We start from the raw sequence: 12,233 nt of genomic DNA, 5'->3' as shown, positions 1-12,233 counted from the left end.
ACTCAGCTACCGCTCCGAGATTGAACGGCTCACACCAATTCAACTCGGCTTCCGAATTCTCGATTGGGAAGTACCGATTATACTTACCGAATCACAACAGGCCTGTCACCGCAGTATAGTCGGCTGGCAGATAATAACAACCTTACTTACACAATTCGGAGAATAAAGCCAGCCTCGTGCCAGGCTTTCGATTCAAGAAGAGCTTTCGTATCAACGACAACGTTGCCCTCCATTCGGTCAATGATCGCCGATGGGTCAAGCTGTTTGTACTCATCGTGATCGGCTGTGATCACAAGCGCATCAGCGCCCTCGGTGGCTGATTTGAGGTCGGTCAGCTCAAGATCTGGGTCAGTAACGTGTGGATCTTGGATCACGACTTCGGGACAGTTGCCTGAGCCTCCGTCGGTCGCGAGTGCGGTTTGCTCCTGACTGGTGAGTTCTTGGGCGAGTCGCAGGCCCGGACTCATGCGCGTATCAGAGACATTCCCTTTGTAAGCGATACCTAAGACAGCAATCCTCGCTTGATCGAACGCGTTGAGTTCTTGTCGGAGGAGATCACATACGAATTCTACCATTCCATTGTTGACCTCTCGGGCTGTTGAGATCAGATTCAGTTCGTCGGAGTCGGCATCAAGAAACCACGGATCGATCGGTAAGCAGTGGCCACCAACACCGGGCCCGGGTTGGAGAATATTAACCCGCGGATGTTCGTTTGCCAATTTGATCGCTTCCCGAGACTTAATGTTATAATCATGTGCAAGCCGTGCAGTTTCGTTTGCGAAGGCGATGCTTACATCCCGAGAGGTGTTCTGGATGAGTTTGATAAACTCCGCAACGGTTGGGTCACAAGTGACGCGGATTTTCCCGGTGACAAAGGAGTCGTACAGGCGGACGGCGGACTCTGCGGAGACTTCGTTGACACCACCAACGATCCTGTTGTTCTCGCGCAGTTCCAAGATGACATTACCAGGCAACACCGTCTCCGGAGAGTACGCGAGCGCAAAATCCTCACCGGCAACGAGCCCTGATGCTTCGAGCAGTGGCTGGAGTTCGTCAGTCGTCGTTCCGGGTGGGACTGTCGACTCAAGAATAACCGTATCTCCCTCCCGGAGGCTTGGTGCTATGGCGCGGCCGACATCTTGGACATAACTGAGGTCTGCCGACTTTGACGTGTCGTCGAACGGCGTGGGTACACAGATAATCTGGTATTCTGCGGGCACAAGCTCATCAGTAATCTCCAGTTTGTCAGATGAGAGTGCTTGGGTGACGAACGCCCGCAGTCTAGGTTCTTTAATGTGGGTATCACCAGATCGCAGTATATCTCTCACCGCCTCGTCAACATCGTAGCCGAAAACATCGTGGCCATTGTTCGCAAGCATTGCTGCGGTTGGCAGGCCGACGTAGCCAAGGCCGTGGACGCAGACCGAACTCATGTCTGGATCACCTCTACCTGTGGCTGTACGGACTGTAAGATTCGTTCGGCAGCGTGGCCATCACCGAAGGGATTCTCCCAGTTGCCGTCTGCTGCGAGCATCTTATCCACACTCGCCACGATTGTTGCAGGGTCGTGATCGGCGAGGATATTCGCCCCAACTGATACTGTCTCTGGGCGCTCTGTGCTGTCACGCAGTGTAACACAGGGTGTACCGAGAATACAACTTTCTTCTTGCACCCCACCGGAATCGGTCAGGACGATCGTTGCCTCATCCTCTAATCGAATGAAATCCAGATACTCCTGCGGATCAATGAGCTGAAGTCGATCCGGCACGTCAAGTTTGAACTCTTTGATCCGCTTTTTGGCTCGCGGATGGATCGGATAAATCACAGGGAGATCGTGTTTCTCCGCTGCGCTACTCGCGCTGAAAAGCAGCGCTTGGAACCGCTTCGGATCGTCGACGTTTTCCTGCCGGTGTAATGTTAACAAGCAAAACTCCTGGTCAGCGATGCCCAGTTCGGAGCAAACTGTGCTATTTTTAATAGCCAAACTTCGATTGCGGTAGAGAGCGTCGACGACAGTGTTGCCGGTGACTTCGATCCGAGATTGAGCGATCCCCTCGTTGAGGAGATTCTGCTTACTGTGTTTTGTCGGTGCAAATAGTGAATCGGCGGCGTGATCAGCGAGTACTCTATTTATTTCCTCGGGCATCTCGCGGTCGTTGCTCCGAAGTCCGGCTTCAATATGGCCGAGTTCGATATCGCGCTTACTCGCAGCAATCGCCCCGGCGAGAACGCTGTTCGTATCGCCTTGGACTAGCACGGTCCCGGGAGAGATGGTTTCGAGAATCGTCTCGAATCGGATCAGCATCTCCCCAGTCTGCTCGCCGTGTGAAGCAGAGCCGACTTCTAAATTATAATCCGGATCTGGGAGTCCAAGTTGCTCGAAAAAGACCGAATCGAGCGAATTAGAGTAGTGTTGGCCGGTATGAACAAGTGTGTACGAAATATTGTTGTTTTCGCACGCGTGGATTACCGGTGCGAGTTTGATGATTTCCGGACGGGTCCCAAGAACGACGGCAATGTTATCACTCATTGCTGCTGGATTCCTGTTTGCTCTGCATTGGCTGTCTGTCAGTAGGACTGTCGGATTGTGCGTCAATCATCATTGTAAAGTGTTGAGCCGAACCGCCATCTTTCGGTGATCTGGATTTCACTACCGTAATGATACTTATTGTTATACACGTCTTGTCCAACGGGAACATCCACTCAGGAGACTATTTAGATGCTGACTGCCGCCGAGAACTTGGACCTCCAGTCAATCGAAGTCAACGTATTTGCGTTCCCACTCATAACGGTCTTGAAGTGTCTGTTTGCCCTTCTGAGAGATGCTATAGAAATTCGTTCGCCGATCAAGCATGCCCTTGTCAAGATAGCCTTTGTCGACGAGTGTATCCAGATTTGGGTACAGTCGACCGTGCGTTATCTCCTTTTGTTCGCCTTCAAGTTCGTCTTTGATTTCCTGTCCCGACGGCTGCTCAATTCCTATTGTTACATAGAGAATATCCCGCTGGAAACTGGTTAACTCGAATAGTGGGACTGTCATTACTTCAGAGGTATCGGCCTTGAGACTTTGTTATTATTTCATGAATCTCATAAAATGCAACTTATTCTGAGTGTCAGTTCTATGAATATATCATCAGGGAGCATCATCCTACTGATTTTGCTGATATTGGGGAAATTCAATGCACTACGTGAGGGACGAGGCCGTGGCCAGATTGCTCAATTTAGGGAAATATTGCGGCAGGGAAAGCTTTAATATCGAGACAACAAGCGCTGATGAGGACTAACTCTACTCTCAGGATGCCGTACTGGTGTGGTTCGTTGTTTCTCTAATTGTCTAAACAGTCCCACCGACGACAGTTTTATACTAGTTCCAAATCAAAATATTAGTGGACCCTGGCCGCCGGTAACCCAGCTTGTGTGCCAGCAACTGCGTACCGTGCGTCCTGGGCGCCACTTTTGATCTGAATAGCTGTCTACTTGGACAAAGAGTGGCGATTACGCTGACAATAGCCGCAACGTATCAGAGATCACTCCACGAGGACAACAATGCGGGGTCACACACCCACCATTATTACTCTAAATTATTAAAATTTTTCCCTTTTAGGAAGCTTAGTTTACAAATAGGGAAAGTATGAGCGAACCAATCTATCATTTCCGTAAATCGAGTTGCAACGTGTGGGGTGAGGGCGAGGAACCGAATTCAGAGGAAGCCGTCAAGGATTCCCCGCGAACACAGCGTTATCTCGTCCTGTGCTTGGTGATCCGTAAGGGATTTCACTAAAAGTGAGTTGTACCTCGGAAACAGCCTTACCGGAAATGTTAATTGCTTGTACTGTGGGATTTCTTACAATAATGGATATCTTCAAGCTCTCTCTCTAGAAACTGCTCATCAATTCTTAAACCGTATCTTTCGGTTGCTTCCTTTCCTAACTCTCTGGCATAGGTCACGACTGACACATCAAAGCCAGTTTCAGAAAGACGTTGAGAAATATCCATACCATATAATCGGACGTGGGATCTTGTTCCAAATTCTTTTTCGCGGTCTCTCGGCGAGGTGATAGACTCATCCTCGTAGGTGTCTTCCCGAGTTTTAGCTTTAGGAACCATTACTAAAGCAACTCCATTTGGAGCCAAAATCCGATACATCTCGGACATAGCAGCACGGTCATCTGGGATATGTTCCAATACGTGTGAACATATTATACCATCAAAAGATTGGCTATCGAAAGGAAGGTTCGTCATATCCAAATGTACGTCTACGTCTGGCATATTCAAATCTACATTTGTAATATTACATTCAAGTTCTCGGAGTTTCTCTGTGATTGGGTCAGTAGGTGCAATGTACAGAATATCTTTATTACTTTCGGCCCAGTCTATCTCATTCTTAATGTAGCACCACAATAGTCGATGGCGCTCCCTCGCTCCACATTTTGGGCACTTTGCATCTCTTCGCGACCGTGGACCTGCTGGGACAAATGCTCGACCAGAAAAATCGCACATAGGGCAAACTTTCCCTGAGCCAATTTTACATGTTTGGTGATACGTTTGCTCCACTGCATATTTCGTGCCTCTCAGAGCGAATGTCAAAGGGCCTTCCTCACGTAGGATTTTGTAACCTTTCCTCGGTGAACTCATGTTTATAAGTTGTGAAAGACGAATATATATAGATTACCGCACCACCCAGTTTTGATATACTATGCTGAGGCGATTCACCGGTAATCGAGCCTAACAACTGGACTGCTCTCACTAAACGAGAAATCCAACCCCACTCAGCCAGCCTGTTGTGATTTCGACGAGAATCCATATTTATATCCGTAGTCTTCCTTCCAGTCGCGCTGAAACTGTTACGACCAACGAGACCGGCGAATCGCTCGGGCCTGTCGGAATTGGCCGAAATATTTCCAAGGACAAACAGCGACAACGGCGGTTCGAGGCTATCTTCAAAAATACCCACCAATTCACAGGGCAGATGAGACCTGTCAGAACGGTAATCGAGGCAGTCGAGACGGCACTGGAGTTCGTCGAGCTTAAACCCGACGCTGTCATCGAAAAAAGGTCTGGAACTCACCGTGGTTCGCCCACTCTCAAGCCACTCAAAATGAATCAAAAACCGCCGTCGAACAGGCGGCAAAGATCGACTTCGCACGGACAGAGGTTACCATTCAGGGTGCCGACCGCGAAGCTGTTATTGATTCATTAGTTCGACCGGTAACTGACGGGAACGGCGACATTACCCTACTCATCCCTGAGGGCCGGGATATTACGGAACTGAAGGAGAGCGAACGTGGACTCCGGCGGGAGCGAGATCACATCCGTCGGACGGAAGCGCAGGCGGATGTCGGCGTGTGGGAGGTGAATCTTGACGCGGAAACTCTGTACTGGACAGTCAGTCTGCGTGACCTCTACGATGTCTCCTCGTCTTTCGAGCGCGGTACGAGAATGCACGGCTATTTCCATCCTGAGAGCCAGGAAAGCATCTCGAACGCCCTAACAGCCTATCGCGTTGAGGGTACCCATTTCGATATCGAGGCACAGAGACTCACCGCTTCGGGACGAACCCGGTGGGCACAGATCAAGGGCGAGCGAGTTGAGGACGGCGACGCAACAGAGCTCAGAGTGGTAGTGCGGGATATCACTGATCGGAAAGAGCGCGAACAGCGACTGATAGTTCTTAATCGCGTCCTCCGGCATGATCTCCGCAACAAACTCACCATCGTCACAGGCTATGCCGATCACGTCGAATCTGAACTGGAAGGACTCGATCCGACCGAGGCGAGAGTGCGTCTCTGTTCATTCCCGCTTGAAAACGCGTTAATGAGTGTCGAAGAAATCAAGGCGAATTCGGGTGATCTCACAGAACTCAGTCAGAACGTCAGGAAGTTCGGCGAAACCATCGAACGAGTCGACACCACCGACTCGGTAGCTGTTCGACCGATCGTGACCGATCTCGGGGTGGAATACACTGACGAATATCCGGACGCACATATTGATCTCGACGTAGATGGAATAGAGAGTTTTCCCGCCTCAGAGTCGACGAACTCGTCTAAAACGCGATTCAGCACAGCGACCGCACAGAACCGAGTGTCCAACTTAGTGTCACCGCTGACACCGAAGACCGGGTGACGATCCGCGTCGCCGACGATGGCCCAGGTATTCCCGATATCGAGCTGGCCGTACACGGTACAATTAGCAGCCGAATTGAGGACAGTACCACCGCTTTCGGCTCCATCGTTCGTCCCAACGTGATCACCGACCGCCTGCCGACCAGAGACTGCTCCACGGGCATTCGCGCAGCGCACTGATCCCTTGCTTCGCCCGACGAGAGGGCCAACATCGGTCCCGCCGCTCACAACACAGTTGTCGAGACCAACCTCGTCGATCACGCCCCGGTTCGTTGCGAACAGCCCCACAGCGTCTTTGCGGTCAATTACGAAATCCGCGATTTCATGTCTGCCACCGCTGAACACCCCATTGAACGAGCTGATCGGTTGCCAGCCACCGTAGCGATTGCGGACCCATTTAATGTGTCCGGGGCTGCCTGCATTAAGGTCAGCCGCCAACGTATAGTTCTCTCCCGGCGCATCGCGCACAGCCTCTAGGTCGTGCCAACTGGTGATAGCAGTCACCTGCTGCCCGCTAACACCTCTTGTTCCGAGTACCGCCCCGCCAGTAAGAAGTGTTGCTAATTTCAGAAACTGCCGTCTGCTGGCCCACGGCGACGCCGTAGGCGATTGTCTTTGCTCGCTCATCCCGGCTGTGGTAAAATAGCAGGCGAATCATTCGTAACAGTCGGATCACCAATTGTATTCGGTCTGACCGCCACCACAAGCGAACGCGCAGATGAAGTGGTTATTTTGAGGGCCAGCCGCCGTCGACGGTTAGACAGCTTCCGGTAACGTACGACCCCGCTTCAGAGGCGAGAAAGACTGCGGGACCGGCCATCTCCTCGGGAGCCGCAAACCGATCCAGCGGCGTCTGATCCAGCAGCGACTGCCGGATAGAGTCGCTTTCGAGGGCCTCGTCGATAAATTCGGTCTCGACGTAGCCCGGCGCGATGGCGTTGACGCGTACGTCCGGCGCCCAGTCCAGTGCCATGCTCTTGGTCACCCCCACCAGTCCGTGTTTCGAGGCAACGTAGGGATGCTGTCGGGGAAGGCCGACCAGCCCCGCGACGCTCGCAATGTTGACGATAGCTCCTCCATCGCCGTCCTGCAGGTACTCTGCGGCCTTCTGCGCGCAGAGGAAGGCACCGCGAAGATTCACCGCAAGCGTCTGGTCAAATCTCTCGATTTCGATCGTCTCGGGCTTGCCGAGTGCAGATTCGGGATTCATTCCGGCGTTGTTGACCAGGATATCGACACCCCCGAACTCCTCGACCGTTCGCTCGAACAGTTCGTCGACGCTCTCTTCCTCCGAAACGTCCGAACTGATCGCCAGTCCGGTGCCACCGGCCGCCTCGACCTGTGAGACTGTCTCTTCGAGATCGGACTTTGTTCTCGCAGTCGGCACGACCGTTGCACCCGCACTGCCGAGTCCGATTGCGATTGCTCGTCCGATACCTCTGCTCGCACCGGTGACGACTGCCACCTCACCGGAGAGATCGAACTGCTGTTCGATATCAAACGACTGTGCCGTCGACTGCTCCCTGTCTGCTGTCATACGTGCCGGATACTCATCACGTCCTGGTAAAGCCACAGGGATCAGGACGCACGGCACGAACCACGTCACAAAACGCGTGGTGGGTACCGAATGGTTTCACTCCGAGCGACACTGAGTTGGCGGGATGACCGTTCGGAGCCCGTCAGCGAGAGCCACCTCTGGCTCAAAATTCAGGGTGGTCTTCGACTTCTCTATGTCGGCACAGCTGTGCGTGATGTCCCCTTCTCTCTGGGCCGTGTGCGTAATCTTCGACTCTGAGTCGGCAACATCTCGGACGACCGCCGCGAGTTCGTTGATACTAGTCTGTGTCCCGGTGCCAACGTTGAACGCCTCGGCAGTATGATCCGTGGTCGCCGCCCGCAGATTTGCTCTGACGACATCGGAGACGTGGACAAAATCTCGTGTCTGTGTTCCATCACCGTGTACGGTGATCGGATCACCGGCGGTGGCTTGGTCGCGAAAAATACTGATGACCCCGCTGTAGTCTGTTGCGGTCTGTCTGGGTCCGTAGACGTTGAAATATCGTAACGCCACGGTTGGAAGGCCGTACAGTTCACCGAACCGCCGTGTGTACTGGTCCAAAGCGACCTTGTCGATTCCATACGGCGAGGTTGGTTTCAGCCGGGCTGTTTCATTGATCGGAATCTCACGAGGGTGACCATACACGGCGGCACTCGACGCTGAAACCACTCGTGTGTCAGTTTTTCTCGCAGCTTCGAGGACTGTGACCGTTCCAGTGGCGTTGATGGCATGACTCTCCGTTGGCTCTGCAATCGACTGTTCGACGCTGACGAGTCCCGCCTGATGAAAGACGATATCCGCTGCTTGCAGCAGTGGTTCGACGGTGTCCTGTTCGCGTACGTCTCCGGCCGCGAATTCGGCCTTCTGATTCACGTTTTCGACCGTACCATTCGAGAGATTATCTAGGACTGTAACAGAATTTTCTTCGACGAGAGCGTCGACGAGATGGCTGCCGATGAATCCTGCACCGCCGGTGACGAGAATATTCTTGTCGGTCACTCCGTACTCAGCCGCATCGATGTCGGTAGGAGAGTCCATACCTGTTTTTTCACCAACACTGGTATTGTTATGAATCGAATAGCACAGGGTGATAAGTCGGAGGCCGTCTCTCTTCGTCGTTGCCAGTTCGATCCGGCGAAATTACTCAGAGACGTGTCTTTCGACGAGGTATCGAACCTGCGGGAGCGTCCTGGGCGGTAACTCCTCCGGAAGGGCCCAGCGTTTCGCGAGAATCCCCTCGGTCGGATTTGGCTCGGCAGAAGAGACGAGGGTACAGGTGTAGACTGACCACTGTGAGACGGTCTTGTCACGGCTCGTGTGGGCGTACCAGTACTGGGCAACTCTATCTTCGATCGTGCCCTGACACTGCAACTCCTCAAATAACTCCCGCCGTAATGCGGCTGCTGTCGACTCGTTTCGGTGAGTTCCACCACCGGGAATCGTCCAGAACACGGAGCCATCGGCATGACGCTCTTTTATAATGAGCGTCCGGTCACCGCGGGTGACCAGTGCTTTTGCACTGTTCCGGAGCTTTAACCTTCCATTAGCTGGCTGTTCAGTTCGGCTGGACATACCCATGCCATTCAGAATATTTGTACTAAAGTACAAACTGGATATACACAAGAGATTAGCATTATTTGTTCTATAATAAAATACAAGACACACATATTACATATTGTGATATTTATATAGATTCTACATTATAATCCGATCGGATTCACGGCATTGGAACACAAAAATTATGTCTCAGTCGAAGCGAATTTGGCCGATTTTACCGGGTAATTGGCGGTAAACAACCCTATGCCGTCGTCAGAATTTTTTATTATCAACACACATACCATACGTCTATTGGTGTCACGAGGTGAGAATAGTGGACATTTCGGATAACTTGGATAGAATAAGATGTGCCCAATTTTCCAGCAAGTGACAGATTAAAAATAAAGTGTTAACTGAAACCACGGTAACTATTTGTTGTAATCTTGAATGGAAAGTCCTTCAACTGATCCAAACGATGACTCAACGACGACTCCGTATGGCAAAGGTTCGACAAACGGTATTACTCCTGGCCATGATGGCACTTGCGAGCTGTGTAACACACAGACTCGAGTATTCAACAATCACGGATTTACCGCCTGTAAAATGTGTCACAGCGCGCTACTCCCGGGTTCCGGTGTGCTTTAATATTCTAACAGGCAGGTAGAGGAATACATCGCAATATTTGTTAATAAGTTATTCACTCAATCAACCAAGTAGCAGAAATTGAATTTTTCATAACAGTAGTTCCGGTCATCACCGTGTGTTGTCTGAGTGGAAAAGTCCGGATCCTAGAGTTGAAATAATATCTTTGCTTTGTCAGGTCGGGTATATTTTTGAGTCTAATCGGAGTGGAAAGTAGATGCCTATCTGGATTAAATGATTTCCAAAATTAGTGCAGAATCCCCTCGCGATGCTTGTCGTCGTAGGCAAAGAGTGCATACCCAACTTCCTCGGTGGTGAATCCCGTGTCCCCCGCGATCTCCCGAATCGGGTCGATCATTGTGACGTAATCGTCGGGATCGAACGTTTCCTTGCGCCCGTCGACGTACCCAAATCGTTCGAGTGTCGCCCAAACCCGGGTGTCAACGACAGCGTGACGATCAGGAGCGAGGGCGGTCACAACGCATGAGGCCGTGGGTGCTTTGAATCCGCGCAGCCTAGTCAGAAATTAGAGTTTCGAGAAATTATCGTCGACGCGTCGGACATTGGCTGTGACGGTCCGGCAGCGTTGTTCGGGATTCGACTCGACGTGGTAGGCACTTCGGGTCGAAGATTCGTAGGCGATATCGTACAGTTGCGCGCGAGTAAGATACCCCTGGTTTCGGTATGTCTCGCCAACGCTGTGCAGGCGATCCGGGAGGATTCCCTGTGTCTGGCTGTAATACTCGAGTGAGTTTTCGACGAGCGCTGCGTCTATCGTCGCCATGATTGAGGGCAATCGCCGGGTAGAATCAAAGCTTGTTGGTTTCTAGTGGGGGGACAGGTCAGTTCCGCTCAGAGACGACCATGTCCATCCCGTCCTGTGGATGTAGTGTGAGCGTTGGTCGGAGATTGAGTTTCTCGGGACCCGTGTAGGTGAGTTCGTACTCTTGGGCGACCATCGCGACGATGATCTGTGCCTCCAGTTTGGCGAGGTTCTTCCCGATGCAGTGACGCGGCCCACCGCCGAACGGGAAGTATGCGAATCGGGGACGGTCTTCGGCTTCGGTTCCGGCCCAGCGCTCCGGGCGGAACTCCTCGGGGTCCTCCCAGTAGGTCGGCGACCGGTGGACAGCCCACTGTGAAAGCATGATCATCGACTCCTCAGGGATATCGTAATCGAGGAGTTCAACATCCTCCTTGGCTTCCCGGAACAGCGCATAGACTGGCGGATACAGTCGCATCGCCTCGTTGATGACCCACTCGATGTACTCGAACTCTCTGACATCGTCGATTGTCGGCTCGCCATCGATGGCATCCGCTTCTTCGTACACTCGCTCACGTTTCTCCGGGTGCTGAGAGAGCAGATACCATGTGTACGTCAGGGTCAGCGCAGTCGTGTCGTGACCCGCCAGCAGCATTGTCACGACTTCGTCGCGAAGTTGTTCCGAGGATTGATCGCCTTTGTCTTGTGCTCTGAGGAGAATCGAAAGCAGATCCATCGGGCCGTCTTCGCCGCCCTCGGTGCCACGGCGTTGGGCGATAATTTCGTCGACGACTTCGTCGACTGCCGATACTGCTGACTGATAGGCCCGGTCGCCAGGCATCGGAACCCACGAGGGCAGCGCAAACCGCATCGGATCTGGCTCGAACTGTTTGCCGATCGGTTCCAGATTCTCCCGGAGTTGGCTCAGTTGGCGTTCGGACAGTTCGGTGCCGAGCATGAGATCCGAGATGACATCGATAGTCACGCGAGTCATCTCTAGTTCCATATCAAGAGTTTCTCCACCGTTCCAGCGACCGAGCAGATCTGTCGTATGGTCGGCAATTCGGTCGTCGAAGGCAGCGAGGCGGCCCATTGTGAACGCTGGATTCGTGAGTTGTCGTTGTTTTTGCCACGTCTCTCCCTCGCTCAGCAACAACCCGTCTCCGAGGAGATCACCGAGCGTATCGCTCTGAAAGTCTGGTTTCCGGTAGCTGTTGGCGTCGCTGACGAGGACCTCTTCGATAGCCGACGGTTCAGTGACAAAATAGGTCTCCATTGGCCCCATCTCGAAGGCAGCGATCCCGTTGTACGCGCGCTCGATGTCCTCGACGAACCGAAGCGGATCAGCGGAGTACTGCCGGCCGCTTCCAAACAGCGGCTCTCCCCGCGGACCTGGTGGCGTTGTTTGCACAACCGTGATAGGGAATTGTTCTCAATAAACCCTCGGGCGGTACTGATCGACTGATTTGATCGTTCTGCGCTTCAGGCCAAGCAGGTGAACCGCCTCGGGGTCAAGCCCCGAGGCTTCCCGTTTCAACGCCGCGACTTGTACGAACCGACGAAGACCCTGCTCCGTCAGTCCCCACAGCGGTCGCAGTCTCCCCAGGCGTCA

The 12,233-nt window shown here is 52.7% G+C and carries 10 protein-coding genes and 2 pseudogenes; 2 read left to right on the top strand and 10 right to left on the bottom strand.

What is annotated here, in order from left to right; genetic code table 11:
* Positions 1-146: 146 nt before the first annotated feature.
* The 4 genes from V8P86_RS18835 to V8P86_RS18820 form a co-directional block, all read right to left on the bottom strand.
* Positions 147-1,433, bottom strand: coding sequence for a nucleotide sugar dehydrogenase (locus V8P86_RS18835; protein WP_336328833.1), 1,287 nt, complete (start codon positions 1,431-1,433; stop codon positions 147-149).
* The gene (gene wecB, locus V8P86_RS18830) at positions 1,430-2,530 is read right to left on the bottom strand and encodes a non-hydrolyzing UDP-N-acetylglucosamine 2-epimerase (protein ID WP_336328832.1); all 1,101 of its coding nucleotides are present in this window, start codon (positions 2,528-2,530) and stop codon (positions 1,430-1,432) included. The genes V8P86_RS18835 and wecB overlap by 4 nt, the downstream gene beginning before the upstream one ends.
* Positions 2,531-2,752: 222 nt before the next feature.
* The gene (locus V8P86_RS18825) at positions 2,753-3,040 is read right to left on the bottom strand and encodes a PadR family transcriptional regulator (protein WP_336328831.1); all 288 of its coding nucleotides are present in this window, start codon (positions 3,038-3,040) and stop codon (positions 2,753-2,755) included.
* A 779-nt stretch (positions 3,041-3,819) separates the two neighbouring features.
* On the bottom strand, positions 3,820-4,500 hold the full coding sequence (locus V8P86_RS18820; protein ID WP_336328830.1) for a methyltransferase domain-containing protein: 681 nt from the start codon (positions 4,498-4,500) through the stop codon (positions 3,820-3,822).
* 633 nt (positions 4,501-5,133) lie between these two features.
* On the opposite strand from V8P86_RS18820, the gene V8P86_RS18815 reads away from it, so the two are divergent.
* Complete coding sequence (locus V8P86_RS18815; RefSeq protein ID WP_336328834.1) at positions 5,134-6,123, top strand: PAS domain-containing protein; 990 nt, start codon at positions 5,134-5,136, stop codon at positions 6,121-6,123.
* Positions 6,054-6,302, top strand: coding sequence for a hypothetical protein (locus V8P86_RS19065; protein WP_442909436.1), 249 nt, complete (start codon positions 6,054-6,056; stop codon positions 6,300-6,302). Before V8P86_RS18815 ends, V8P86_RS19065 begins: the two co-directional genes overlap by 70 nt.
* Before the next feature lie 339 nt (positions 6,303-6,641).
* On the opposite strand, the pseudogene V8P86_RS19060 reads toward V8P86_RS19065, so the two are convergent.
* The 6 genes and pseudogenes from V8P86_RS19060 to V8P86_RS18785 all read right to left on the bottom strand — a co-directional run.
* A pseudogene (locus V8P86_RS19060) lies at positions 6,642-6,749 on the bottom strand (twin-arginine translocation signal domain-containing protein); the annotation flags it as partial.
* A 100-nt stretch (positions 6,750-6,849) separates the two neighbouring features.
* A complete protein-coding gene (locus V8P86_RS18810) occupies positions 6,850-7,617 on the bottom strand; it encodes an SDR family NAD(P)-dependent oxidoreductase (protein WP_442909435.1) in 768 nt (255 codons plus the stop codon).
* 138 nt (positions 7,618-7,755) lie between these two features.
* Entirely contained in the window at positions 7,756-8,718 is a 963-nt protein-coding gene (locus V8P86_RS18805) for an NAD-dependent epimerase/dehydratase family protein (protein WP_336328828.1), read from the bottom strand.
* A 102-nt stretch (positions 8,719-8,820) separates the two neighbouring features.
* Positions 8,821-9,252, bottom strand: coding sequence for an NUDIX hydrolase (locus V8P86_RS18800; RefSeq protein WP_336328827.1), 432 nt, complete (start codon positions 9,250-9,252; stop codon positions 8,821-8,823).
* A gap of 853 nt (positions 9,253-10,105) precedes the next feature.
* Positions 10,106-10,642 (bottom strand): annotated as a pseudogene (locus V8P86_RS19055) (hypothetical protein).
* A gap of 58 nt (positions 10,643-10,700) precedes the next feature.
* Positions 10,701-12,032 carry a cytochrome P450 gene (locus V8P86_RS18785; RefSeq protein ID WP_336328824.1) on the bottom strand — a complete coding sequence of 444 codons (1,332 nt, stop codon included), beginning with the start codon at positions 12,030-12,032 and terminating at the stop codon, positions 10,701-10,703.
* Positions 12,033-12,233: the final 201 nt, after the last annotated feature.

The sequence above is a fragment of the Halovenus anhuiensis genome (assembly GCF_037080055.1).
GTDB lineage: Archaea > Halobacteriota > Halobacteria > Halobacteriales > Haloarculaceae > Halovenus.
Note: the sequence above shows the minus strand (reverse complement) of the source record. Positions and strands in the feature narration are given on the sequence as shown.

Coding starts and splice junctions, on each gene's coding strand:
- V8P86_RS18825 (WP_336328831.1), bottom strand. CDS start 3,040: ATGACAGTCCCACTATTCGAGTTAACCAGTTTCCAGCGGGATATTCTC.
- V8P86_RS18805 (WP_336328828.1), bottom strand. CDS start 8,718: ATGGACTCTCCTACCGACATCGATGCGGCTGAGTACGGAGTGACCGAC.
- V8P86_RS18820 (WP_336328830.1), bottom strand. CDS start 4,500: ATGTGCGATTTTTCTGGTCGAGCATTTGTCCCAGCAGGTCCACGGTCG.
- V8P86_RS18835 (WP_336328833.1), bottom strand. CDS start 1,433: ATGAGTTCGGTCTGCGTCCACGGCCTTGGCTACGTCGGCCTGCCAACC.
- wecB (WP_336328832.1), bottom strand. CDS start 2,530: ATGAGTGATAACATTGCCGTCGTTCTTGGGACCCGTCCGGAAATCATC.
- V8P86_RS18800 (WP_336328827.1), bottom strand. CDS start 9,252: ATGTCCAGCCGAACTGAACAGCCAGCTAATGGAAGGTTAAAGCTCCGG.